This is a genomic window from Burkholderia sp. BE12, from assembly GCF_002959955.1.
Classification (GTDB): Bacteria; Pseudomonadota; Gammaproteobacteria; order Burkholderiales; family Burkholderiaceae; genus Burkholderia.
Genome location: NZ_PREY01000030.1, coordinates 23,019 through 46,732 on the forward strand (window position 1 = coordinate 23,019; position 23,714 = coordinate 46,732).

The 23,714-nt window shown below is 67.6% G+C and carries 18 protein-coding genes; 11 read left to right on the forward strand and 7 right to left on the reverse strand.

What is annotated here, in order from left to right; all coding sequences use genetic code 11:
* Positions 1-38 precede the first annotated feature (38 nt).
* Positions 39-1,340 carry an FAD-dependent oxidoreductase gene (locus tag C4B30_RS27245; protein ID WP_027784682.1) on the reverse strand — a complete coding sequence of 434 codons (1,302 nt, stop codon included), beginning with the start codon at positions 1,338-1,340 and terminating at the stop codon, positions 39-41.
* 329 nt (positions 1,341-1,669) lie between these two features.
* Between C4B30_RS27245 and purL the strand changes: the two genes are divergently transcribed.
* Together purL and C4B30_RS27255 are read left to right on the forward strand one after the other, a co-directional pair.
* Positions 1,670-5,734, forward strand: a complete 4,065-nt coding sequence (purL, locus tag C4B30_RS27250; RefSeq protein WP_027784681.1) for a phosphoribosylformylglycinamidine synthase — start codon at positions 1,670-1,672, stop codon at positions 5,732-5,734.
* A 5-nt stretch (positions 5,735-5,739) separates the two neighbouring features.
* A complete protein-coding gene (locus C4B30_RS27255) occupies positions 5,740-6,285 on the forward strand; it encodes a GNAT family N-acetyltransferase (RefSeq protein ID WP_034185421.1) in 546 nt (181 codons plus the stop codon).
* Between the two features lie 171 nt (positions 6,286-6,456).
* Here the strand turns inward: C4B30_RS27255 and C4B30_RS27260 are convergent, their stop codons facing one another.
* The 5 genes from C4B30_RS27260 to C4B30_RS27280 all read right to left on the reverse strand — a co-directional run bounded on the left by C4B30_RS27260 (position 6,457) and on the right by C4B30_RS27280 (position 10,272).
* Positions 6,457-7,239: a peptidylprolyl isomerase gene (locus C4B30_RS27260; RefSeq protein WP_027784679.1), complete on the reverse strand. Its 783-nt coding sequence runs from the start codon at positions 7,237-7,239 to the stop codon at positions 6,457-6,459.
* An 18-nt stretch (positions 7,240-7,257) separates the two neighbouring features.
* Complete coding sequence (locus tag C4B30_RS27265; RefSeq protein WP_027784678.1) at positions 7,258-7,566, reverse strand: BolA family protein; 309 nt, start codon at positions 7,564-7,566, stop codon at positions 7,258-7,260.
* A gap of 1 nt (position 7,567) precedes the next feature.
* Positions 7,568-8,098 carry a septation protein A gene (locus tag C4B30_RS27270; protein ID WP_027784677.1) on the reverse strand — a complete coding sequence of 177 codons (531 nt, stop codon included), beginning with the start codon at positions 8,096-8,098 and terminating at the stop codon, positions 7,568-7,570.
* A 130-nt stretch (positions 8,099-8,228) separates the two neighbouring features.
* On the reverse strand, positions 8,229-8,660 hold the full coding sequence (gene msrB / locus C4B30_RS27275; protein ID WP_027784676.1) for a peptide-methionine (R)-S-oxide reductase MsrB: 432 nt from the start codon (positions 8,658-8,660) through the stop codon (positions 8,229-8,231).
* Positions 8,661-8,703: 43 nt separating this feature from the next.
* Positions 8,704-10,272: a protein adenylyltransferase SelO gene (locus tag C4B30_RS27280; RefSeq protein WP_027784675.1), complete on the reverse strand. Its 1,569-nt coding sequence runs from the start codon at positions 10,270-10,272 to the stop codon at positions 8,704-8,706.
* 178 nt (positions 10,273-10,450) lie between these two features.
* Here C4B30_RS27280 and C4B30_RS27285 point away from each other — a divergent pair, with 178 nt between their 5' ends.
* The 5 genes from C4B30_RS27285 to C4B30_RS27305 all read left to right on the forward strand — a co-directional run bounded on the left by C4B30_RS27285 (position 10,451) and on the right by C4B30_RS27305 (position 17,935).
* Positions 10,451-12,094: a 3-(methylthio)propionyl-CoA ligase gene (locus tag C4B30_RS27285; RefSeq protein WP_027784674.1), complete on the forward strand. Its 1,644-nt coding sequence runs from the start codon at positions 10,451-10,453 to the stop codon at positions 12,092-12,094.
* Positions 12,095-12,285: 191 nt separating this feature from the next.
* Entirely contained in the window at positions 12,286-14,370 is a 2,085-nt protein-coding gene (locus tag C4B30_RS27290; RefSeq protein WP_027784673.1) for a 3-hydroxyacyl-CoA dehydrogenase NAD-binding domain-containing protein, read from the forward strand.
* 44 nt (positions 14,371-14,414) lie between these two features.
* A complete protein-coding gene (gene pncA, locus C4B30_RS27295; protein ID WP_027784672.1) occupies positions 14,415-15,047 on the forward strand; it encodes a bifunctional nicotinamidase/pyrazinamidase in 633 nt (210 codons plus the stop codon).
* Between the two features lie 50 nt (positions 15,048-15,097).
* The gene (locus C4B30_RS27300; RefSeq protein ID WP_027784671.1) at positions 15,098-16,276 is read left to right on the forward strand and encodes an acetyl-CoA C-acyltransferase; all 1,179 of its coding nucleotides are present in this window, start codon (positions 15,098-15,100) and stop codon (positions 16,274-16,276) included.
* A gap of 258 nt (positions 16,277-16,534) precedes the next feature.
* Entirely contained in the window at positions 16,535-17,935 is a 1,401-nt protein-coding gene (locus C4B30_RS27305) for a sensor domain-containing diguanylate cyclase (RefSeq protein WP_027784670.1), read from the forward strand.
* Between the two features lie 97 nt (positions 17,936-18,032).
* Here the strand turns inward: C4B30_RS27305 and C4B30_RS27310 are convergent, their stop codons facing one another.
* Positions 18,033-20,174 carry a hypothetical protein gene (locus C4B30_RS27310; RefSeq protein WP_027784669.1) on the reverse strand — a complete coding sequence of 714 codons (2,142 nt, stop codon included), beginning with the start codon at positions 20,172-20,174 and terminating at the stop codon, positions 18,033-18,035.
* A 796-nt stretch (positions 20,175-20,970) separates the two neighbouring features.
* Here C4B30_RS27310 and C4B30_RS27315 point away from each other — a divergent pair.
* The 4 genes from C4B30_RS27315 to arsH all read left to right on the forward strand — a co-directional run bounded on the left by C4B30_RS27315 (position 20,971) and on the right by arsH (position 23,710).
* On the forward strand, positions 20,971-21,306 hold the full coding sequence (locus C4B30_RS27315; protein ID WP_027784668.1) for an ArsR/SmtB family transcription factor: 336 nt from the start codon (positions 20,971-20,973) through the stop codon (positions 21,304-21,306).
* Between the two features lie 22 nt (positions 21,307-21,328).
* Positions 21,329-21,823: an arsenate reductase ArsC gene (locus C4B30_RS27320; protein WP_027784667.1), complete on the forward strand. Its 495-nt coding sequence runs from the start codon at positions 21,329-21,331 to the stop codon at positions 21,821-21,823.
* Between the two features lie 67 nt (positions 21,824-21,890).
* Positions 21,891-22,967: an ACR3 family arsenite efflux transporter gene (arsB, locus tag C4B30_RS27325; protein ID WP_027784666.1), complete on the forward strand. Its 1,077-nt coding sequence runs from the start codon at positions 21,891-21,893 to the stop codon at positions 22,965-22,967.
* 20 nt (positions 22,968-22,987) lie between these two features.
* Positions 22,988-23,710: an arsenical resistance protein ArsH gene (arsH, locus tag C4B30_RS27330; protein ID WP_027784665.1), complete on the forward strand. Its 723-nt coding sequence runs from the start codon at positions 22,988-22,990 to the stop codon at positions 23,708-23,710.
* Positions 23,711-23,714: the final 4 nt, after the last annotated feature.

Below are 23,714 nucleotides of genomic sequence, written 5' to 3' on the forward strand. Positions count from 1 at the left end.
GGCTGGCAAGGATGCCGCCACGGGCCGGCCCGCGGCGGTCAGGTCGTGAAGCGGCCGGCGCTCAGCGCGGCGAGCGTGTCGGCGGGCCAGTGCTGGACGTTGCCGCCCAGATAGTCGGTCACCACTTTAGCAGACCCGCACGCGAGGCCCCAGCCGGCCGGGCCATGGCCGAAATTGACGAACACGCGCGGATGCGGGGTCGGACCCACGACGGGCAGACCGTCGGGCGACAGCAGTTGCGTGCCTTGCCACGACAGCGCGGCCGAGATCTTCGCGGCACCCGGTACCCAGTCATGGACGGCCTGGCCGAGGAGCGCGAGCGCGGCTTCGGACAGCGGCTCGGCGAGCGGTTTCGCGGTGTCGGCCTGGCTCTGCAGCACCGCGGCCCCGCCGACGCGCAGCCGCTGATGGGTGCGCGTGATCGAGATCCGCTTGATCGAATCGACGACGCTCAGGTGCGGTGCGTGTTCTTCGTACGCGACTGGCGCGGTGAGCGTATGGACGCGCACCGGGTGCAGCGGCAGGCGCCAGCCGAGCCGTTCGAGCAGCGCGATGCTGCCGGCGCCGGCGGCGACCACGATCGCGTCGGCGGAAATCACGTCGACCTCGCGCGCCTTCGCCGCGCTCCGGTTGCCCGGCGGCACGAGCTCGACCGCCGCGCGGCCGTTGTCGACGCGGATCGCGGCGACGTCCGCGCCGAAGCGGAACTGCACGCCGTGCTCGTCGAGCGTCTGCTTGACCAGTTTCGCGAACAGCGGGCAGTTGCCGGTGCGCTCGGTTTCGAGCAGCACGCCGCCGGCAAAGCCGGGCTCGGCCGGCACCGACGGTTCGAGCGCCGCGCATTCGTCGGCGGTGAGCGTGCGGTACGGCTGGTCGAGCGTGCGCAGCAGGTCGAGCGCCGGTTGCAGCGCGTCCCAGTCGCGCGGATCGCGCACGACGTGCAGGATGCCGGGCTTCTGCTCGAATTCGAGCTCGAGGCGCGCCTCGATATCGGCGAGCGTGTCGCGCGACACGTCGATCAGCGGGCGCAGCCGCGCGTACTGCGCGGCGAACGCGTCGGGCTCGCGCAGCGTGCCGAGCTGCTTGACGAAGTGGCGCACGCCGCCGTTGAAGCCCGGCTTGTAGACGACGCCGCTGTCGCGCGACTGGCGCTGGCGCATGAAAGTCGGGCCGAACCAGACGTCGAGCGGGCTCGGCAGCAGCGCGCCGCCGTCGCCGTAGGTCGCACCTTGCGCGACGGTCGCGTGGCGTTCGACCACGCACACGCGATGGCCGGCCGCGCGCAGCTGGTAGGCGGTGGCGACGCCGCTGATTCCGCCGCCGATGACGATGACATCCATTGGATTGCTTCGATGACGGGCGGCGCGCACGCCGCCCGGTGAGAATTCGCTGAGGGCCGAGGCCCGGTCAACCCGGAATGATAGCGCCAAAAGTGCGCTAGCCGGCGCCGGCCGAGCACCAGGTCGTGCGCTCGCGCCGCGGCGGCCGGCGCGCGGGCCGCCGCGGGCCGCTCCGGCGGGCGGCCGTGCGCGCCGTGCGCCCGGGCACCGGGGCGGTGCACGCGGACTACCGATCGGCGGTCTTGGGCGGCCGACTTCCGGGTATAATTACGGCCTTCCTTTCGCCCCACGTCGCCACCTCGCGCGACTCATCGACGTCAGTCCAGCCCATGGCTCACTTCTCGTGTTTTCCCGGCGCTTCGGCCCTCTCCGATTTCCGTCAAACCCGTCTGCTCGACACGCTCAGGCAAATCGACGCCAACATCGTCGCGGTGCGCGGCCAGTTCCTGCACTTCGTCAATGCGGCCGAGCCGCTGTCGGCCGACGACAGCGCGCGCATCGACGCGCTGATGCACTACGGCGAGCCGTTCCAGCCGGCGGGCGAGAAGGGCGCGACCGAGACCTTCGTCGTGCTGCCGCGCTTCGGCACGGTTTCGCCGTGGGCGAGCAAGGCGACCGACATCGCGCAGCACTGCGGCCTCACGCAGGTGCGCCGCATCGAGCGCGGCGTCGAATTCACGGTCACGCTGAAGTCGGGCCTGCTCGGCGGCAAGAAGGTGCTGTCGGACGACGCACGCGCGGCCGTCGCGGCCGCGCTGCATGACCGGATGACCGAAAGCGTGGTCGCGGCGCGCGACGACGCGAAGCACCTGTTCGACGAACTGCCGGCCAAGCCGCTCGCGAGCGTCGACGTGCTGGGCGTCGGCCGCGGCGCGCTGGAGCGCGCGAACGTCGAGCTGGGCCTCGCGCTCGCCGACGACGAGATCGACTACCTGGTCGACGCGTTCCGCAAGCTCGAACGCAACCCGACCGACGTCGAACTGATGATGTTCGCGCAGGCGAACAGCGAACACTGCCGCCACAAGATCTTCAATGCGCAGTGGACGATCGACGGCGAAGCGCAGGACATGTCGCTGTTCGCGATGATCCGCAACACCGAGAAGCTGAGCCCGCAGGGCACGATCGTCGCGTATTCGGACAACTCGTCGATCATGGTCGGCGCCGAAGCCGAACGCTGGTTCCCGCGCAACGCGGGTGCGGCCGGCGAGCCGGGCGAGCGTTATGCCCGCCACACCGAGCTCACGCACACGCTGATGAAGGTCGAGACGCACAATCATCCGACGGCGATCTCGCCGTTCCCGGGTGCGGCGACCGGCGCGGGCGGCGAGATCCGCGACGAAGGCGCGACGGGCCGCGGCGCGCGTCCGAAGGCCGGCCTCACGGGCTTCACCGTGTCGAACCTCGACCTGCCCGACGCCCGCCAGCCGTGGGAAAGCGCACGCGACGCGGCGCAGCCGGTGGCCGAGCGCAACCCGAACGAGCAGCACGGCCCCTACGGCCGTCCGGACCGCATCGCGTCGCCGCTGCAGATCATGATCGACGGCCCGCTCGGCGGCGCCGCGTTCAACAACGAATTCGGCCGCCCGAACCTCGGCGGCTACTTCCGCGTGTACGAGCAGAACGTCGGCGGCACGGTGCACGGCTATCACAAGCCGATCATGATCGCGGGCGGCCTCGGCAACATCGCGGATCAGCATACGCACAAGCACGACGTGCCGGCGGGCTCGCTGCTGATCCAGATCGGCGGCCCCGGCATGCGGATCGGCATGGGCGGCGGCGCGGCCAGCTCGATGGCGACCGGCGCGAACACGGCCGAGCTCGATTTCGACTCGGTGCAGCGCGGCAACCCGGAAATCGAGCGGCGCGCGCAGGAAGTGATCAACGGCTGCTGGCAGCTCGGCGCGGAAAACCCGATCCTGAGCATCCACGACGTCGGCGCGGGCGGCCTGTCGAACGCGTTCCCCGAGATCGTCGACGGCGCGGGCAAGGGCGCGCGCTTCGAACTGCGCAAGGTCGCGCTCGAGGAATCGGGCCTGTCGCCGCGCGAAATCTGGTCGAACGAGGCGCAGGAGCGTTACGTGCTGGCGATCGCGCCGGCCGACCTGCCGCGCTTCGAGGCGATCTGCGCGCGCGAGCGCTGCCCGTTCGCGGTGGTCGGTGTCGCGACCGACGAACGCCAGCTGAAGCTCGTCGACGACGAAGCGACGGGCGCCGACGAATACCCGGTCGACATGCCGATGGAAGTGCTGCTCGGCAAGCCGCCGCGCATGCACCGCGACGTCGTGCGCGTGAGCACCGAGCGTGCGCCGGTGGACGTGACGGGCATCGCGCTGTCGGAAGTCGCGCTCGACGTGCTGAAGCACCCGACGGTCGGCAGCAAGTCGTTCCTGATCACGATCGGCGACCGTTCGGTCGGCGGTACGTCGGTGCGCGACCAGATGGTCGGCCCGTGGCAAGTGCCGGTGGCCGACTGCGCGATCACCGCGCTCGACTACGCGGGCTTCAAGGGCGAGGCGATGACGATGGCCGAGCGTACGCCGCTCGCGGTGATCGACGCGCCGGCATCGGGCCGCATGGCCGTCGGCGAAGCGATCACGAACATCGCGAGCGCGCCGATCGCGTCGCTCGACAAGCTGAAGCTGTCGGCGAACTGGATGGCCGCATGCGGCACGGCCGGCGAGGACGCCGCGCTGTTCGACACGGTCAAGGCGATCGGCATGGAGCTGTGCCCGGCGCTCGGGATCGGCATCCCGGTCGGCAAGGACTCGCTGTCGATGAAGACGAAGTGGGACGAGCAGGGCGTCGCGAAGGAAGTGGTGTCGCCGGTGTCGCTGATCATCTCCGCGTTCGCGCCGGTCGATGACGTGCGCCGCCATCTCACGCCGCAACTGCGCCGCGTGGCGGACGCGGGCGACAGCGTGCTGATCGCGATCGATCTGGGCCGCGGCAAGAACCGGATGGGCGGCAGCATCTTCGCGCAGGTCACGCAGCAGGTCGGCAATGCGACGCCGGACGTCGACGACGCGGAAGACCTGAAGCGCTTCTTCAACGCGATCCAGTCGCTCAATGCACAAGACAAGCTGCTCGCGTACCACGACCGCTCGGACGGCGGCCTGTGGGCGACCGTGTGCGAAATGGCGTTCGCGGGCCGTGCGGGCGTGTCGTTGAACGTCGACATGCTGACGCTCGACCCGAACCACGAATCCGACTACGGCGACGCGAAGGACTGGGCGAAGCAGACGAGCGGCCGTCGCGACGATCGCACGCTGCGCGCGCTGTTCTCCGAAGAGCTCGGCGCCATCGTGCAGGTGCGCGCGTCCGACCGCGACGCGGTGCTCGGTGCGCTGCGCGAGTTCGGCCTGTCGACCTGTTCGCACGTGATCGGCTCGGTCAACGATCGCGACGTGATCGAGGTGTACCGCGATGCGAAGAAGATCTTCGGCGCGCCGCGTACCGAACTCCATCGCGCATGGAGCGAAGTGAGCTGGCGCATCGCGCGCCTGCGCGACAACCCCGCCTGCGCGGATGCCGAATACGACGCGCTGCTCGACGCGGCCGATCCGGGCATCTCGCCGGTGCTGACGTTCGATCCGGCCGACGACATCGCCGCGCCGTTCATCGCGACGGGCGCACGGCCGCGCGTCGCGATCCTGCGCGAACAGGGCGTGAACTCGCATCTGGAAACGGCGTATGCGTTCGATCGCGCGGGCTTCGACGCGCACGACGTGCACATGAGCGACCTGCTCGCGGGCCGCGCGACGCTGGCCGATTTCGCGGGCGCGGTCGCGTGCGGCGGTTTCTCGTACGGCGACGTGCTGGGCGCGGGCGAAGGCTGGGCGAAGACGATCCGTTTCAACGCGAACCTCGCCGACATGTTCTCGGCCTTCTTCGCGCGTCCCGATACGTTCGCACTCGGTATCTGCAACGGCTGCCAGATGCTGTCGAGCATCGCGTCGATGATCCCGGGCGCCGAAGCGTGGCCGAAGTTCACGCGCAACAAGTCCGAGCAGTTCGAGGCGCGCTTCTCGTTCGTCGAAGTGGAGAAGTCGCCGTCGATCTTCTTCGCGGGCATGGAAGGCTCGCGGATTCCGGTCGCGGTCGCGCACGGCGAAGGCTATGCGGACTTTTCGCAGCAGGGCGACATCGATCGCGTCGCGGTCGCGATGCGTTACGTCGATCACCGCGGCGAAGCGACCGAGCGCTATCCGTTCAACCCGAACGGTTCGCCGGCCGGCATCACGTCGGTCACGACGGCGGACGGCCGCTTCTCGGTGCTGATGCCGCACATGGAGCGCGTGCATCGCACGGTCACGATGAGCTGGCACCCGGAAGGCTGGGGCGAAGCGAGCCCGTGGATGCGGGTGTTCCGCAACGCGCGCCGCTGGATCGGCTGATCCGGATGATGTTCGACCCGAACGCACCGGTCGAGGTCGTCACGCTGCGTGACGAACGGGCGGGCGAGGCCGACGCGATCGGCCGCGTGATCCGGGCGGCGTTCGCGGGCGAGCCGCAGGGCGGGGCGTTCGAGCAGCGCATCGTCGAGACACTGCGCGCAGACGGCGCGCTGAGCGTATCGCTCGTCGCGGAGCGCGACGGGCGTATCGTCGGGCACGTCGCGTTTTCGCCCGTCGCGATCGGCGGCGAGCCGGCCGGCAGCCAGCAGTGGTACGGACTCGCGCCGCTCGCGGTGCGGCCCGATTGCCAGCGGCAGAGCATCGGCGCGGGGCTCGCGCGCACGGGGCTCGACGCGTTGCGGCGGCTCGGCGCGCGCGGCTGCGTGGTGCTCGGCGAGCCGGCGTATTACGCGCGTTTCGGGTTCGAACCGCACGGCGGCATCGTGTTTCCGGGCGTGCCGCCCGAGTATTTTCTCGCGCTGCCGTTCGACGAATCGGCGCCGCTGCCGTCGGGCGAAGCGCGTTATCACGACGTGTTTTATCCCGCGTAGCGAACCCTGCGGGCAGGCGATGCCCGACACGGGAAAAACCGCTCTTCGGAGCGGTTTTTTATTGCGCGCCGGTTGAGCGCCGTCGCGTCGCGAGACACGTGTTCGTGCGCGCCAAAAGAAAAAGCCGCTCCGAAGAGCGGCTTTTCGATGCGCGTGCGACGCGCGCCGGCGTTACTGGATCTTGGCCTGCTGGCGCAGACCTTCCTCGAACGCCTGCAGCTTCTGCTGCACGAGCTGCTGGGCGATCTGCGCCTTCACCTGCTCGAACGGCGGCGGTGCGATGTCGCGGATGTCGTCGACGCGGATGATGTGCCAGCCGAACTGCGTCTTCACCGGCGTATCGGTCATCTGGCCTTTCTGCAGCTTCTGCGCGGCGGCCGCGAATTCCGGCACGTACGCCTTCGGGTCGGACCAGTCGAGATCGCCGCCGTTCTTGCCCGAACCCGGATCCTTCGAGTATTGCTTCGCGAGATCCTCGAACTTCGCGCCGGCCTTGATCTTCGCGATCAGGTCCTTCGCCTGCTGCTCGTCGCTGACGAGGATGTGGTGCAGGTGGTATTCGCGGTTGCCGCCGGCGCCCTTGACGAGGTTGTCGTAACGCGCCTTCACTTCGGCGTCGGTCGGCTGGTTCTTCTTCAGGAAGCTCTCGATCATCGAGCGCAGCACGACGGTCTGCTGCGCGACGGCGACTTGCGCCTTCACGTCCGGACGATTCGGGATGCCTTCGCGGATCGCTTCCTGCATCAGGATTTCGCGGTTCACGAGTTCCTGGCGCACGGCCTGCTGCAGTTGCGGGCCGTCGGTCTGGCCTTGCTGAACGAGCTGCGCGACCATCGCGTCGGCGCGCGACTTCGGAATCGGCGTGCCGTTGACGACGGCGATGTTCTGGGCGAATGCCGGTGCCGCTGCAAATGCAGCCGCCGCGACCCACAGGCGGGGGGATTTCAGGATCATCGGGAATTCCTAATGAGACTAGATTGAAGATTCGTTGAATTCTTCGGGCGTGTAAGCCACGATCGCGAGCGCGTGAATGCCGCGCTGCATCGCATCAGCGAGCGCATCATACACCAGCCGGTGCCGCGCGACGCGCGGCTTGCCCGCGAACGCGGACGACACGATCGTGACCGTGAAATGACCGCCGGCGGAGGCACCCGCGTGGCCTGCGTGCTGCGCGCTGTCGTCGCGCACGGCGAGCGACAGCGGGGCGAGCGACGCGGTGAGGCGCGCTTCGATCAGCGCGATGCGTTCGTCGGGGGAGGCGTGGAGAAAGGCGTCGCTCATGTCATTCGTCCTTCAGGTACTTCGTGAGCCACAGGCTCTGCAGGATGATGAATACGACCATCGCGCCCGTCGTACCGAACAGCTTGAAGTTCACCCATTGCGATTCGGTGAAGTTGTGCACCACGTACAGGTTCGCGACGCCGAGCACCGCGAAGAACATCGCCCACGCGACGTTCAGCTTGTCCCACACGGGCGACGGCAGCGTGAGCTGCTTGCCCATCATCTTCTCGATCAGGTTCTTGCTGAACGCATAACGCGCGGCGAGCAACCCGATCGCAAACAGCCAGTACAGCACGGTCGGTTTCCATTGTATGAATTTCTCGTCATGCAGGACGAGGGTGGCGCCGCCGAACACGACGATCACGCCGAGGCTGACCCACAGCATCGTGTCGACCTTCCGGTGCCGGAAGGCGACCCAGGCGACCTGGGCCAGCGTCGCGACGATCGCGACCGCGGTGGCGGTAAAGATGCCCCAGACCTTGAAGGCGACAAAAAACAGGATGATCGGAAACAGATCGAACAGGAATTTCATGGCGCTCGCAGCTGCGTGACGGGCCGCTGGCGCGGCCTGTCATCGTTGTAGGGACCCGCCAGGCATCGCCGTCGCGGATCGGGGCGGTCCGGCCCGAGGCTGGCCGCCCGGCAGATCCGCCCGGCGCCGCTCATTCGTTTTCGGGTCGGGACTCGAAGTTTAACGCAGCCGAATTGATGCAGTACCGCAAACCGGTCTGATCGCGCGGGCCGTCCTCGAAGACGTGGCCCAGATGCGCGCCGCAGTGGTTGCAGCGCACCTCGACGCGCACCATCCCGTGCGAGTAGTCGACCTTCTCGTCGATCACTTCGCCGTCGAGCGGCTTGAAGTAGCTGGGCCAGCCGCAGCCCGAGTGGAACTTGGCGCCGGATTCGAACAGCGGCGTGCTGCAGACGACGCACTTGTAGATGCCGGCATCCTCGGTGTCGGTGTATTCGCCGGTGAACGCGCGCTCGGTCGCCGCGTGCTGCGTGACCTCGTACTGCATCGGCGTGAGCCGGCGGCGCAGCTCGGCGTCGTCCTTCTGGTACGGGAAGGTCTTATCGTCGGAATCGTGTGACATGGGGTTCTCCTGATCGGTCGGTCGAGATGCGCGGGTTGCAGGCTCAGGACGAGCAGCTCACTTCGAGCGAGCCGGCCCAGTCGGGCGGCAACGCCGCGTACGCTTCATGCTCCGGTTGTTCGTCGAACGGACGGCGCAGGATTTGCGCGAGCCGCTCGACTTCCGAAAAATCCTTTTCCTTCGCGCGCCGGATCGCGACTTCGGCCAGATGGTTGCGAAGCACGTATTTCGGGTTCGCGCGGTTCATTGCAATCGCGCGCGCCGCGTCGTCGCGCGTTTCCTCGGACAGCCGCGCGCGGTAGAGGTTCGCCCATGCGTCGAACGCTTCGCGGTCGATGAACAGGTCGCGCACGGGTGCGTCGCGGCTCGCGTCGTGCTTCGAGATCTGCGCGAGCCGGCGGAACGTCAACGTGAAATCCGCGTGGCTCGCGTGCATCGTCTCGAGCAGCTTGTTCGCGAGGTCGGCGTCGTGCTCGCGTTCGAGCTCGAGGCCGAGCTTCGCACGCATCGCGCGTTCGAGTGCGGGACCGAAGCGCTCCGGAAACTTCGCGAGCACGGCCTGGGCATCGTCCACCGCGCGCTCGGCGCGCGCATCGTCGTCGGCGATGCCGTGCTGCAGCCCGATCAGCGGCAGCAGCGCCTGCGCGAGGCAGTAGCAGTTCCAGTGCGCGATGCGCGGCTGCATCCGGTACGCATAGCGGCCGCCGGTATCGGAGTGGTTGCAGATGTGGTTCGCGTCGAACGCGTCGACGAAGCCGAACGGGCCGTAGTCGATCGTCACGCCGAGGATCGACATGTTGTCGGTGTTCATCACGCCGTGGCAGAAGCCGACGGCCTGCCACTGCGCGACGAGGTCGGCAGTGCGCAGCGTCGCGGCCTCGAGCAGCGCGAGGTACGGATCGTCCGCGTCGCGGCAGGCCGGATAGAAGCGGTCGATCACGTGATCGGCAAGTTGGCGCAGCAGGTCGGGGCGATCGTTCGAGAAGAAGTGCTCGAAGTGGCCGAAGCGCACGAAGCTCTCCGACACGCGCGTGACGACGGCCGCCGTTTCGATCTCCTCGCGCACCACCGGCTGGTCGGAGCCGACCACCGTCAACGCGCGCGTGGTCGGGATGCCGAGGTGATGCATCGCTTCCGAGCACAGGAATTCGCGGATCGACGAGCGCAGCACCGCGCGGCCGTCGCCCATCCGCGAGTACGGCGTGCGGCCGCCGCCCTTGAGCTGCAGTTCGTAGCGCCGGCCGTCGGTGCCCGGCAATTCGCCGATCGTCAGCGCGCGGCCGTCGCCGAGCTGGCCGGCCCACACGCCGAACTGGTGGCCGGAATAGACCGACGCGTACGGCATCGCGTGCGCGGGCCAGTCGCGCGTCGGGTTGCCGGCGAACAGTTCGGCGAAACCGGGCTGCGCGGCGATCGCGGGCGGCAGGCCAAGCAATTGCATGACTTCGTCGGAACAGCCGACGACGTACGGCGCGGCAAGCGGCGCGGCCGGCAGTCGCGTATGAAACGCGTCGCCGAGCGTGACGAACGCGCGTTCGGCGGGCGCGCCGAGCGTCGCGGGGAGGTCGGGGAGAGTGTCAGCCGCATCGGCTGCGCTTCGGGAAAACGACATGTTGAGCGCCTCTGGGTAAGCCGATATTGTAAGGCGGCGTCGCGCCGCCCGCATGGCGGCCCGCGCATCGCGCGCCACGCCCGTCCGGGGCCGCTGACGGGCGCGCACCGGGACCGCTTCCGTACGGAAACGGCCCCCAGGCTGGTCACCGATTCGCATCCTCAGGGAGAACAAGACGATGGGTAAGCCGTTGCTGGGCCAGATGATGGATGTGCCGCTGCTGGTGTCGTCGCTGATTTCGCATGCCGCGCGGCACGCCGGCGACACGGAGATCGTGTCGAAGCGCGTGGAAGGCGACCTGCATCGCTACACGTACCGCGATTGCGAACGCCGCGCGAAGCAGCTGGCGCAGGCGCTCGCGCGGCTCGGCGTCGAAACCGGCGAGCGCGTCGGCACGCTGGCGTGGAACGGCTACCGGCATCTGGAGGCGTATTACGCGATCGGCGGGATGGGCGCCGTGTGCCACACGATCAACCCGCGCCTGTTTCCCGAACAGATCGCGTACATCGTCAATCACGCGGAAGACCGTTACGTCCTGTTCGACATCAATTTCGCGCCGCTGGTCGACGCGATCGCGCCGCAATGCCCGCACGTGAAGGGCTGGATCGCGATGACGGACGCCGCGCACCTGCCGTCCGGCGCCACGCCGTTCCTCTGCTACGAAACGCTCGTCGAAGCCGAGGACGGCCGCTACGACTGGCCGCGTCTCGACGAGCGGCAGGCGTCGGGGCTCTGCTACACGTCCGGCACGACCGGCAACCCGAAGGGCGTGCTGTATTCGAATCGCTCGACCGTGCTGCACGCGTACGGCGCCGCGCTGCCCGACGCGATGAACCTGTCCGCGATGGACGCCGTGCTGCCCGTCGTGCCGATGTTCCACGTCAACGCCTGGGGGCTGCCGTACGCGGTGCCGCTGACGGGCGGCAAGCTGGTGCTGCCCGGCAAGGATCTCGACGGGAAATCGCTGTACGCGCTGATGGAGGCCGAGCGCGTGACGTTCTCCGCGGGCGTGCCGACCGTGTGGCTCGGCCTGCTGAACTACATGCGCGAAGCCGGCGTGCGTTTCTCGACGCTGAACCGCACGGTGATCGGCGGCTCCGCGTGCCCGCCCGCGATGCTGCGTACGTTCGAGGACGAATACGGCGTGCGCGTGATCCATGCGTGGGGGATGACCGAACTGTCGCCGCTCGGCACGCTCGCGAAGCTCAACTGGGCGCAGTCGCAGCGGCCGCTCGACGCGCAGCGCCGGCTGCTCGAGAAGCAGGGGCGCGTGATCTGCGGCGTCGACATGCGCATCGTCGGCGACGACGGCCGCGAGCTGCCGTGGGACGGCATCGCGTTCGGCGAACTGCAGGTGCGCGGGCCGTGGGTGATCGACCACTACTTTCGCGGCGATGCGTCGCCGCTGTCGGACGGCTGGTTTCCGACCGGCGACGTCGCGACGATCGACCCCGACGGCTTCCTGCAGATCACCGACCGCAGCAAGGACGTGATCAAGTCGGGCGGCGAGTGGATCAGCTCGATCGACATCGAGAACGTCGCGATCGCGCATCCGGGGGTGGCCGAAGCCGCCTGCATCGCCTGCGCGCACCCGAAATGGACCGAGCGCCCGCTGCTCGTCGTGGTGCCGCGCGAAGGCGCGAACCTGAGCCGCGACACGCTGCTCGCGTTCTACGAGGGCAAGGTCGCGAAATGGTGGATTCCCGACGACGTCGTGTTCGTCGAATCTCTGCCGCACACGGCGACCGGCAAGCTGCAGAAGCTGAAGCTGCGCGAGACGTTCCGCGATTACGTGCTGCCGACGGCGGTGTGCGAGCCGTAAGCCCCGTGCCGGGCCGCCGCCGCCGGCCTGCGAATCGGTCTCCCGATCCGTCCCCGGATCGGGAGCAAAATTCAAATTGAACGACCGTGCTTTTTCGTTGTATGCTGCCTCCGTTCATCCGGACATGCGGCCGTTCGACCGCGCACAATGAAGCGCAGCCAATCCGGCGCGCGATGCATGGAGGCAGGCAGATGGCAGTGGATTACTCGACTCGCGACGGCGTGGCCGTCATCACGCTCAACAATCCGCCCGTCAACGGGCTCGGCCTGTCGACCCGCCAGGGCGTCATGGACGCGCTCGATCGCGCCGCGCAGGATCCGTCGGTCACGGCCATCGTGCTGACCGGCGCGGGCCGCGCGTTCTCGGGCGGCGCCGACATCACCGAATTCAATACGCCGAAGGCCCTGCAGGAGCCGACGCTGCACACCGTGATCCGCGCGGTGGAGGCGAGCGCGAAGCCGGTCGTCGCGGCGCTGCACAGCGTCGTGATGGGCGGCGGCCTGGAGCTTGCGCTCGGCGCGCATTACCGCGTCGCGGCGCCCGGCGCGCAGGTCGCGCTGCCCGAAGTGAAGCTCGGGCTGCTGCCGGGCGCGGGCGGCACGCAACGCCTGCCGCGCGCGGTCGGGCTCGAAACCGCGCTGAACATGATCGTGTCGGGCGCGCCGGTGCCGTCGGAGCAACTCGCGAAGAGCGGGCTGTTCGACGAAATGGCCGACGGCGATCCGCTCGACGCGGCCGTCGCGTTCGCCCGCACGGTCGGCGCGCAGAAGGGGCCGCATCCGCGCGTGCGCGATCGCAAGATCGTCCACGAGAACGCGGCGGGCTTCATCCAGTTCGCACGCAATTCCGCGCGGGCCGCCGCGCCGAATTTCCCCGCGCCGCACAAGTGCATCGACGCGATCGAGGCCGGCGTGCTGAACGGTTTCGACAAGGGCAGCATCGCCGAGCGCGAAGGTTTCGTCGCGCTGATGATGACGCCGGAAAGCCGCGCGCTGCGTCATGCGTTCTTCGGCGAGCGGGCGGCTAGCAAGATTCCCGACGTGCCGGCCGACACGCCGCTGCGCGAGATCCGCCGGGTCGGCGTGATCGGCGCGGGCACGATGGGCGGCGGGATCGCGATGAACTTCATCAACGCGGGGCTGCCCGTCACGCTGCTCGAGACGAAGGAGGAGGCGCTCGAGCGCGGCCTCGCGACGATCCGCAAGAATTACGACGCGCAGGTGAAGAAGGGCAAGCTCACGCAGGAGAAGCTCGACGCGCGCATGGCGCTGATCGCGCCGACGCTGTCCTACGACGACCTGAAGGACGCCGACCTGATCGTCGAGGCCGTATTCGAGGAGCTCGGCGTGAAGGAGCAGGTGTTCCGCAAGCTCGACGAAGTCGCGAAGCCGGGCGCGATCCTCGCGTCGAACACGTCGACGCTCGACGTCGACAAGATCGCCGCGTTCACGAAGCGTCCGCAGGACGTGGTCGGCATGCACTTCTTCAGCCCGGCGAACGTGATGAAGCTGCTCGAGGTCGTGCGCGGCGCACAGACTGCGAAGGACGTGCTCGCGACCGTGATGGCCGTCGCGAAGAAAATCCGCAAGACGGCGGTCGTGTCGGGCGTGTGCGACGGCTTCATCGGCAACCGGATGATCGAGCAGTACATCCGCCAGGCGCTGTTCATGCTCGAGGAAGGCGCGCTGCCCGCGCAGGTCGACCGCGCGATCGAGAAGTTCGGGTTCGCGATGGGGCCGTTCCGGATGAGCGACCTCGCCGGCAACGACATCGGCTGGGCGATCCGCAAGCGGCGCTACGTCGAGCAGCCCGGGCTGCAGTATTCGAAGATCGCCGACCGCCTGTGCGAACAGGGTCGCTTCGGCCAGAAGACGGGCGCCGGCTGGTACGACTACGTGCCGGGCGATCGCAAGGCGAAGCCGTCGTCGCTCGTCGACGAGATGGTCGTCGCGTATTCGAAGGAGCGCGGCGTCGAGCGGCGCAAGATCGGCGACGACGAGATCGTCGAGCGGCTGGTGTTCGCGCTCGTCAACGAAGGCGCGAAGATCCTCGAGGAGAAGATCGCGTCGAAGGCGTCCGACATCGACATGGTCTATCTGACCGGCTATGGCTTCCCGCTGTGGCGCGGCGGCCCGATGCTGTATGCGGACGCGGTCGGCCTCTACAACGTCGAGCGCGCGATTCGCCGCTATGCGGCGGCGCCGAACGGCGACGCGTGGCAACTCGCGCCGTCGATCGCGGAACTGGCGAAGGCCGGCCGCGGGTTCAACGGCTGACGGCGCCGCCTCGCGGCGCGGCCGATCCTGTCTGGAGACATGCAATGAAACGCACCGACGACGTCCTGCTCGTGATCGACGTGCAATACGACTTCATGCCGGGCGGCGCGCTCGCGGTGCCCGACGGCGATGCGGTCGTGCCCGTGATCAACGCGCTCGCGCAACGTTTCGACCAGGTCGTGCTCACGCAGGACTGGCACCCGAGCGAGCACGTGTCGTTCGCGGCGAACCATCCGGGCCGCGAGCCGTTCTCGACGCTCGCCCTGCCGTACGGCGAGCAGGTGCTGTGGCCCGTGCATTGCGTGCAGGACACCGACGGCGCGGCGCTGCATCGCGACCTCGACATCCCGCACGCGCGGCTCGTGATCCGCAAGGGCGGCGACGCGCAGGTCGACAGCTATTCCGCGTTCGTCGAAGCCGACCGCACGACGCGCACGGGGCTCGCGGGCTACCTGCGCGAACTCGGCGCGAAGCGCGTGTGGTGCTGCGGGCTCGCGACCGACTATTGCGTCGCGTGGTCGGCGCTCGATGCGCGCGCGGCCGGTTTCGAAGCCGCGGTGATCAACGATGCGTGCCGTGCGATCGACCTGAACGGGTCGCTGGCACGCGCATGGCAGCAGATGCAGGCAGCGGGCGTCGCGCATGCGACGTCCGCCGGCGCGCGCCCGGCGGCGTAGCGCATTCCCCATCCGATTCAGGACATGAAGCAGGACCGAAGGAGACTCGCATGACCGAAGCCGTAATCGTATCGACCGCACGCACGCCGCTGGCGAAATCCTGGCGCGGCGCCTTCAACATGACGCACGGCGCGACGCTCGGCGGCCACGTGGTCGCGGCGGCGCTCGAACGCGCGAAGCTCGACCCGGCGCGCGTCGAGGACGTGATCATGGGCTGCGCGAACCCCGAAGGCGCGACGGGCGCGAACATCGCGCGGCAGATCGCGCTGCGCGCCGGGCTGCCGGTGAGCGTGCCGGGGATGACGGTGAACCGTTTCTGTTCGTCGGGGCTGCAGACCATCGCGCTGGCCGCGCAGCGGATCATCGCGGGCGAAGGCGACATCTATGTGGCCGGCGGCGTCGAATCGATCTCGTGCGTGCAGAACGAGATGAACCGGCACATGATCCAGGAAGGCTGGCTCGTCCAGCACAAGCCCGAGATCTACTGGAACATGCTGCAGACGGCCGAGAACGTCGCGCAGCGCTACGGCATCTCGAAGGAGCGGCAGGACGCGTACGGCGTGCAGTCGCAACTGCGCGCCGCGGCCGCGCAGGAAGCCGGGCGCTTCCGCGACGAGATCGTACCGATCACCGTGCTCGCGGGCATCGCCGACAAGGCGACGGGGCGCCTGTTCACGCAGGAAGTGACGGTATCGGCCGACGAGGGCATCCGCCCCGACACGACGCTCGAAGGCGTGTCGAAGATCCGCTCGGCCGTGCCGGGCGGCGTGATCACCGCGGGCAATGCGAGCCAGTTCTCGGACGGCGCGTCGGCGTGCGTCGTGATGAGCGCCGAGGCCGCCCAGCGCGACGGGCTGCAGCCGCTCGGCGCGTTCCGCGGCTTCGCGGTGGCCGGCTGCGAACCGGACGAAATGGGCATCGGCCCGGTGTTCGCGGTGCCCAAGCTGCTGAAGCAGGCGGGGCTGAAAGTCGACGACATCGGCCTGTGGGAACTGAACGAGGCGTTCGCGGTGCAGGTGCTGTACTGCCGCGACACGCTCGGGATTCCCGAGGACCGCCTGAACGTGAACGGCGGCGCGATCGCGGTCGGTCATCCGTACGGCGTGTCGGGCGCGCGCCTGACGGGCCATGCGCTGATCGAAGGCAAGCGGCGCGGCGTGAAGTACGTGGTCGTCACGATGTGCATCGGCGGCGGGCAGGGCGCGGCCGGCCTGTTCGAAATCCTCTGATCTTTGAGCGGCGGCCGCGGTCGCGCTTCGGCGTCACCGCACGCCGCCGCGGCGAATCGGCGCGGCCCCGCGCCATTCGCAACGATCGGGAAGCAAAAGGCATGCACCCGGCAATGCCGTTTCCCCTGACTTGTCAAACGAATTGCCCCACCTATACTTGCTCTGACATTTGCCTTTCGGCACGATGGGCCGGATCGTGCGTCGTGCGATCCGTGCCGCGAAGATTCGAATCATCACAGCAGACCGACCGGGGACCGAATGAGTACGACCCATGCAGCCGGGGAACCGCCGCGCGTCGTCAGCGCGGCCGCGAGGCTCTACGCGAAATGCCTGCTGGTCGGATTCGCGCTGCTGCCTGCGTATCTGATTGCCTATCTGTGGTTCTTCAGCGACCGGAGCGTCGTGTTCGAGAGCCACGCCTTCCATGAAATCGCGATCGCGGCGGCGACCCTCGAAGGCGCGTTCGTCACCTACGTGACGTGGGTGTGCTACCGGTCGTCCGGCGAGCCGCTGTTGCGCTGGCTGACGCTCGGCTTTCTCGGCTTCGCGATGATCTATGCGCTGCACGGTGCATTCACCGGGATGGCGCACCACAATATCTGGCTGTTCCTGCTGTACGGGCCCGCATCGCGCTTCGTGATGTCGGCGCTGCTGCTCACGGGCCTGCTGTCGTATTCGCGTCCGCCCGACCGGATCGACAAGCGCACGAGCGCGCGGACGTGGCTGCCGTGGATCGTGTTCTTCGTGATCGTCAACGTGGCGGTCGCGTACATCGCGTATTCGCCGGTCGCGGGCGCGCTCGGCACGCGGCTGTCGATGGAAGGCGGCGCGCTGGTGTTCTCGCTGCTGAACGTGGGGCTGCTGCTCGCGCGGCGGATCCGCTCGCCGCTGATGGTGATCTACGGCGTGTCGATCATGGCGTTCGCGCTGTCGTCGCTCGCGTTCATCCTCGGCAAGCCGTGGAATCACATGTGGTGGCTCGCGCATGCGATCTTCGCGGGCGGCTTCTTCCTGCTCAGTTACGGCGTCGTGCAGGCGCTGCAGACGACGCGCTCGTTCTCGGCGATCTACAGCCAGGAAGATCTGATGAGCCGGCTGTCGGAATCGATGGCGCGCACCGAAAGCGCGCTGCAGGAGCTGCGGCGCACGAACCAGAAGCTCGAGTACATGGCCGCGACCGACCCGATGACGGGCGCGTCGAACCGCCGCCAGTTCATCGCGCAGGTCGAGCGCGAGATCGTGCGGGCCGAGCGCGACGGCACGCCGTTCTGCCTGCTCGCGCTCGATCTCGACAATTTCAAGAATATCAACGATGCATACGGGCACCAGATCGGCGACGAGGTGCTGCGCGGCGTCGTGCGCCAGTGCCTCGAGGCGATCCGGCCGGCGGGCGCGCTTGCGCGGGTCGGCGGCGAGGAGTTCATGGCGCTCTTGCCGGACATGCCGCTCGAGGGCGCGCGGATGACGGCCGAGCGCGTGCGTTCGTCGATCGCGAGTGCGCCGTTCGGGCTCGACTTCAAGCGCGTGCAGGTGACGGTCAGCGTCGGCGTCGCGCAATACGGCGTCGACGGCAGCACGGTCGATGCGCTGCTGCGGGTGGTCGACGAGCGGCTGTACCAGGCGAAGCGGGAAGGGCGCAACCGCGTGGTGTCGCGATGATCCGCATTCCACCGACGCCCCGGCGGCGGGCGCGCCGCCGGGGCTTTTGCAGACCAGCGCCGATGCCGGTGCCGGTCGGCACGCGCGCGGCGACGCGCTAGCGCGACGCCACCGCGGTCGCCTGCTTCGGCCGTTCGTCCTGTATCGGCTGCGACGCCTGCCACCAGTACTTGCCCGCGCGCTGCTGCGGATCGCGGATCGCGAGATACGTCGTACTCCAGAGCTGCGCCGCGTTGGCTTCGGTCGCATCGGCGCTGCGCGTGCCGAATGCGTCGGTCTGATATTTGCCGTTCACGTAGGACCACGTCCACATTTCCGAGGTGCGCATGTCGCGCCCGTTCGAGATCACCTGCCAGATCGTCTGCCGCGCCTGCGTGAGCAGCGTGCGTGTCGTGGCCGACAGGTCCTGACGCGCGAGCTGGCGATCGAGCCCGGCCACCCACATCGCCTGCTGCCACGACCAGATCACCGTGCCGTGATACGCGGAACTCGTGAACTTCGGCCACAGCGACGGGTTCGCATACGCGGGGTTCGCGATCAGCATCCCGGCATCGGTCACGAGCCCGCTCGGGAACGGCCGCGTGACGTCGGCGACGATCCGCTGAAGCTGATCGTCCGGCGGCGTGCCGAACAGCAGCGCGAAGCCGCCGTCGGAATTCATCACCGGAATCGGGTTGCCCTGCTGGTCGAGCGACAGCGCGTAGAAGGCCAGCGGTGCGTTGGGCGCGGCGCCGGCCGGCACGCCGGCGGACGGCGCATAAGCCGACACGTCGGTGGCTGCCTGCGCGGCCGGCACGCTGACCTGGAACAGCGGCGGCGCCTGCGTTTCCCAGACGGCCGCTTCGTTCGCCGTGTTGGCGAGCGTCGCGCGCTGCCCCGCGTCGAGGTACGGATCGAGCAGGCCACGGGCGAGGAACGCATTCGCCGCGCGCAGCGCGGCCGGCACGAGCACCGCGTTCACGTCGTACGGGTAGACGCCGCCGCCGAGGCCGTCGGTGCTGTCGCGCCAGTTGCCGACGATTTCGCCGGGCCGCAGGTGGATCAGGTTCGCGACCGACGGCTGCTGCGCGAACGGCTGCGCGGTCGTCGCGACGTGCAGCAGATTGACGACGAGACGGCTGCCGTTGGTCTGCCCGTCGCTGCCGCGCTGCGCCAGATACGCGGCCGCGCGGGCCTGGCCGCGCGTATCGTCGACCAGCCACGCGGCCGCGATCGGCGCGAGCAGGTAGTCGCTGTCGATCATCTTGTAGTCGTAGGTCGGTGTCGGATCGTTCGGCCGCCCGTTCTTCTGGTTGTCGATCAGCGCGAATTCGCCGATGCCTTCCTCGTGCGCGACCTTGCCGTCGGCGGACAGCCTGCTCAGCACCGACGACAGCCCGGCCTCGATCGCCGCGGGTTCGAGCACGGGCATCAGCATGCGGACCGAGATCAGCGTGTCGCGGCCGAAGTACGTGTCGTACTGCCACGAGCCGGCCAGCAGCTTGTCGTTGAAGCTCAGGAATTCGAGCACGTTCTGGCTGACCGGGTCGGGATTCACGGACGGGGCGAACAGGTCGGCGTGCGCGATCGGCGACAGCGGCGTCTCGCCCGTTAGCGCATCGATGTGCAGCTTCAGCGTGTGCGAGCCCGCCGGCGCGCTCAGCACGAGCTTGCCGCCCGCTGCCGGCGCGATGCTGCCGCCGTCGCGCAGCGTGATGCGCAGCGCATAGCCCGGCGCGCCGTCGATCCGGTCGCGTTGCCATTGCGCGGTGCTGCCCTGGACCGTCGGCGCGGTGAGGATCTGTTGCGGAATCGTGGCGCCGCCGTTGAAGTCGCGCAGGAAGCGCACGTTGCTGAGCACGCCCTGGCGGATCGTCAGCGTACCGGTGTCGACCGACACGTCGGCGCCGATGCCGTACAGCGGGCGGCCGTGTGCGTCCGGCGCCGACAGCGCGGACGGCGGCGTGTCGAGGCTCCAGTTCACCGGCTGCGCGGTGTCGTCGAACCACAGCCCGGTGCCGCTGTTGCCGGCGGGGAAGACCACGAGCAGGCGCGGCTTCGTCGACGAGCGCACGAGCAGGTGCGCGGCGACCTTGTCCTGCCGGTAGAACGCGTTGATCTGGCCGCCGGTATCCATACGGAACGACAACGCGGCGGTGTTCGACGGCGGGCTGTTCGATTTGACGTCGTCGTCGTTGCAGGCCGACAGCAGACCGGCGCAGACGAGCCCGAGACACAGCGACTTCGCAAGGCGATGCATGTTGATGTCCCTCCTGATGAATGGCGATTTTTATATCCGGATGTTCTGATCGGCGGATCTTGGATCGCTTGATCCCGGTTTGAATTCATTCCGGCGAATGACGGGAATTAATCGGGATGTTGCGATTCTTCGAAAAGAAAATAGGTTGGCAAATAACCGAATGGCCAATAAATGCCGGAAGCTGAAAAACGACAAGGGGTGACGCATCGATGCTCCGCGAGAAAGGCAATGCGAAAGCCCTTCGCGCGGGTGAGTGGCGAATCCGGGGCGGCGAAGAAAATGATACGTAAGCCGTCGTAGGCGATTCTAAATTTGCGAGAAAGTCCAAGTCAATAATGTTTTTGTCGTCGACTATTGAGTTGGAAAGATGGTCGCAATTATTACCCGCCATGCCGGTAAAATGTGCGATTTAATGGATTCGAATTAATTCACTTCGGATATCCGCTGACAAAACGGTCGGCAATACCGTATCGCGCCGGCGATTGATGCCGGACAGTAGAGGAATCGTCATGTTTGTGTCGGCCATTTGGGTAAGGAGCCGACGCGCCCGGGGACGGTGGGCACGAAGCCGTGCAATCTGCGTTCCTGCCCTTCGACCAGGATTGTGCGTGCGCTCCCATCGGAATCGCCAGGTCGGGCGGGCGGGGCGGCTACCGTCGCTGAACGCGGATCGTCGCCCGGAGCATTGAAGAACAGGAGATTCGATACTGGTTTTACTCAGCTGACGCGAGCTCGGACCGACGACATTTCCAGCGTCACGCTACGCAACGTTCCATATTTCGACTATTATAGAAATATGGAATCGAACCAAATCATCGCCGCGCTTGCAGCGCTCGCGCACGAGTCCCGGCTCGCCGTATTTCGCGCGCTCGTCCAGGCCGGGCCGGAAGGCATGTCCGCCGGGCAGATCGCCACGTTGCTGGACGTGCCGCCGTCGTCACTGTCCTTCCATTTGAAGGAACTGGCGTATGCGCAACTCGTGACGAGCCGGCAAGAAGGCCGCTTCGTGTTCTATTGCGGAAACTTCGCGACGATGAACGGCTTGGTCGCGTACCTCACCGAGAACTGCTGCGGCGGCAATCCATGTTCGCCGGTGTCGGCGTGCTCCACGCCCGGTAGCGGCCAATCCTGACGCGCCTTCGCGTGCATCGCCCATGACCACGAACGTACTGATTCTCTGCACCCACAACTCCGCCCGCAGCGTGCTGGCGGAGGGCATGCTCAATTTCTGGGCCGCGAGGCTCGGCAAGGACGTCCGGGCGTACAGCGCCGGCAGTGCGCCGAGCGGTCGCCTCAATCCGTTCGCGCTGGAGGCGCTCACGAACGCCGGCGCGGACGTCGACGGATACCGCAGTAAAAGCTGGGACGAATTCGTCGGCGACGGGGCGCCCGAGATGCGTGTCGTCATCACGGTGTGCGATAGTGCGGCAGCCGAAACGTGCCCGTACTGGCCCGGCAGCCCCGTCAAGGTCCATTGGGGTTACGCCGATCCGTCGAATGCGGTCGGGGATGACGAAGGCAGGCGACTTGCCTTCGACCTGACGCGTCAGGCGATCGGCTATCGCATGCTGCAGTTGCTGGCGTTGCCGCTCGAGCGCATGAGCAATGCCGAGTTTCAGGACGCGTTGACCGATATCTCGCGAAACTGATCGCCCATACCGCGGCCCGCCGCCGACGCGAGCGGCGCGCGACGCCTTCGAGACCGAACCCCGTGCAATGACCACGTACAACGCTGCCCCGCCGAGCAAGGCCGCTGCCAACAAGCCGGCCATCAATTTCTTCGAGCGCTACCTTACTGTCTGGGTCGCGCTGTGTATCGTCGCAGGTATCGCGCTCGGCCGGGTGCTGCCCGGTTTGTTCCAGCAGATCGGCCGGATGGAATACGCGCAGGTCAATCTGCCCGTCGGGCTGCTGATCTGGGTGATGATCATCCCGATGCTCGTCAAGGTCGACTTCGCCGCGTTGCACGAGGTACGTCGGCACGTGAAAGGCATCGGCGTCACGCTCGTCGTGAACTGGCTCGTCAAGCCGTTCTCGATGGCGTTCCTGGGCTGGCTGTTCATTCGCCACCTGTTCGCACCGATGTTGCCGACGGACCAGCTCGATAGCTACATCGCGGGCCTGATTCTGCTTGCCGCGGCGCCGTGTACGGCGATGGTATTCGTGTGGAGTCGGCTCACGGATGGCGATCCGCTGTTCACGTTGTCGCAGGTCGCGCTGAACGACAGCATCATGGTGATCGCGTTCGCACCGCTGGTCGGGCTGCTGCTCGGCATGTCGGCGATCGCCGTACCGTGGGCGACGCTGGTCACATCGGTCGTGCTGTACATCGTCGTTCCGGTGATCCTCGCGCAGTTGTGGCGCAAGCGCCTGCTCGCAAAGGGCGCGGCCGCATTCGATGCCGCGATGGTGAGGATTGCTCCCTGGTCGATCGCCGCGCTTCTCGCGACGCTCGTACTCCTGTTCGCATTTCAAGGCGCGGCGATTCTGGCGCAGCCGCTCGTGATCGCGCTGCTCGCGGTACCGATCCTGATTCAGGTGTTCTTCAATTCGGCACTGGCCTACTGGCTCAACCGCGCGGTCGGCGAGAAGCACAGCGTTGCATGTCCGTCGGCGCTCATCGGCGCGTCCAACTTCTTCGAGCTGGCCGTCGCGGCGGCGATCAGCCTGTTCGGATTTCACTCGGGCGCCGCGCTGGCGACCGTCGTCGGCGTGCTGATCGAGGTACCGGTGATGTTGCTGGTCGTGCGTGTCGTCAATCGGTCGAAGGGCTGGTACGAGTGCCGGGCCTGAACACATCGGAGCATCTGCACATGACCGACTACCTGAACGATTTACCGCAACTCGACACCGCGCTGTTCCGCGTGCCGGATGCCGCCCAATTGCGGCCGGCGGCGCCGTCGACTCATCCTCCCCGGATTCTGCTGCTCTATGGGTCGCTGCGCGAGCGCTCGTTCAGCCGCTTGCTGGTCGAGGAAGCGGCACGCTTGCTTACGGCGATGGGCGCCGAAGTCCGCGTGTTCAATCCGAGCGGGCTGCCGCTACCGGATGACGCGCCCGACAGTCATCCCAAGGTCGTCGAGCTGCGCGAGTTCGTGATGTGGTCGGAAGGGATGGTGTGGTGCTCGCCGGAGCGGCACGGCGCGATGACGGGCATCATGAAGTCGCAGGTCGACTGGATTCCGCTGTCGATCGGCGCCGTGCGGCCGACGCAGGGCAAGACGCTCGCGGTGATGCAGGTGAGCGGCGGTTCGCAGTCGTTCAACGCGGTGAACCAGATGCGTGTGCTCGGACGCTGGATGCGCATGCTGACCATCCCGAACCAGTCGTCGGTGGCGAAGGCGTTCATGGAGTTCGACGAAGCGGGGCGGATGAAGCCATCCGCTTATTTCGATCGTGTCGTGGACGTGATGGAAGAATTGGTCAAATTTACGTTGCTGACGAGAGACATCGGTCCGTACCTGGTCGATCGGTACAGCGAACGGAAGGAGAGCGCCGAAGCGCTTTCACGGCGTGTGAACCAGCGAAGCATCTAGCATC

Excerpts from the sequence above, each read along its gene's own strand:
- C4B30_RS27310 (WP_027784669.1), bottom strand. The coding sequence starts at position 20,174 with ATGCATCGCCTTGCGAAGTCGCTGTGTCTCGGGCTCGTCTGCGCCGGT.
- C4B30_RS27290 (WP_027784673.1), top strand. The coding sequence starts at position 12,286 with ATGGCAGTGGATTACTCGACTCGCGACGGCGTGGCCGTCATCACGCTC.
- msrB (WP_027784676.1), bottom strand. The coding sequence starts at position 8,660 with ATGTCACACGATTCCGACGATAAGACCTTCCCGTACCAGAAGGACGAC.
- C4B30_RS27270 (WP_027784677.1), bottom strand. The coding sequence starts at position 8,098 with ATGAAATTCCTGTTCGATCTGTTTCCGATCATCCTGTTTTTTGTCGCC.
- C4B30_RS27280 (WP_027784675.1), bottom strand. The coding sequence starts at position 10,272 with ATGTCGTTTTCCCGAAGCGCAGCCGATGCGGCTGACACTCTCCCCGAC.
- C4B30_RS27320 (WP_027784667.1), top strand. The coding sequence starts at position 21,329 with ATGACCACGAACGTACTGATTCTCTGCACCCACAACTCCGCCCGCAGC.
- C4B30_RS27285 (WP_027784674.1), top strand. The coding sequence starts at position 10,451 with ATGGGTAAGCCGTTGCTGGGCCAGATGATGGATGTGCCGCTGCTGGTG.
- C4B30_RS27305 (WP_027784670.1), top strand. The coding sequence starts at position 16,535 with ATGAGTACGACCCATGCAGCCGGGGAACCGCCGCGCGTCGTCAGCGCG.
- arsB (WP_027784666.1), top strand. The coding sequence starts at position 21,891 with ATGACCACGTACAACGCTGCCCCGCCGAGCAAGGCCGCTGCCAACAAG.
- C4B30_RS27265 (WP_027784678.1), bottom strand. The coding sequence starts at position 7,566 with ATGAGCGACGCCTTTCTCCACGCCTCCCCCGACGAACGCATCGCGCTG.
- C4B30_RS27245 (WP_027784682.1), bottom strand. The coding sequence starts at position 1,340 with ATGGATGTCATCGTCATCGGCGGCGGAATCAGCGGCGTCGCCACCGCC.
- arsH (WP_027784665.1), top strand. The coding sequence starts at position 22,988 with ATGACCGACTACCTGAACGATTTACCGCAACTCGACACCGCGCTGTTC.
- C4B30_RS27300 (WP_027784671.1), top strand. The coding sequence starts at position 15,098 with ATGACCGAAGCCGTAATCGTATCGACCGCACGCACGCCGCTGGCGAAA.
- C4B30_RS27315 (WP_027784668.1), top strand. The coding sequence starts at position 20,971 with ATGGAATCGAACCAAATCATCGCCGCGCTTGCAGCGCTCGCGCACGAG.
- purL (WP_027784681.1), top strand. The coding sequence starts at position 1,670 with ATGGCTCACTTCTCGTGTTTTCCCGGCGCTTCGGCCCTCTCCGATTTC.
- C4B30_RS27260 (WP_027784679.1), bottom strand. The coding sequence starts at position 7,239 with ATGATCCTGAAATCCCCCCGCCTGTGGGTCGCGGCGGCTGCATTTGCA.
- pncA (WP_027784672.1), top strand. The coding sequence starts at position 14,415 with ATGAAACGCACCGACGACGTCCTGCTCGTGATCGACGTGCAATACGAC.
- C4B30_RS27255 (WP_034185421.1), top strand. The coding sequence starts at position 5,740 with ATGATGTTCGACCCGAACGCACCGGTCGAGGTCGTCACGCTGCGTGAC.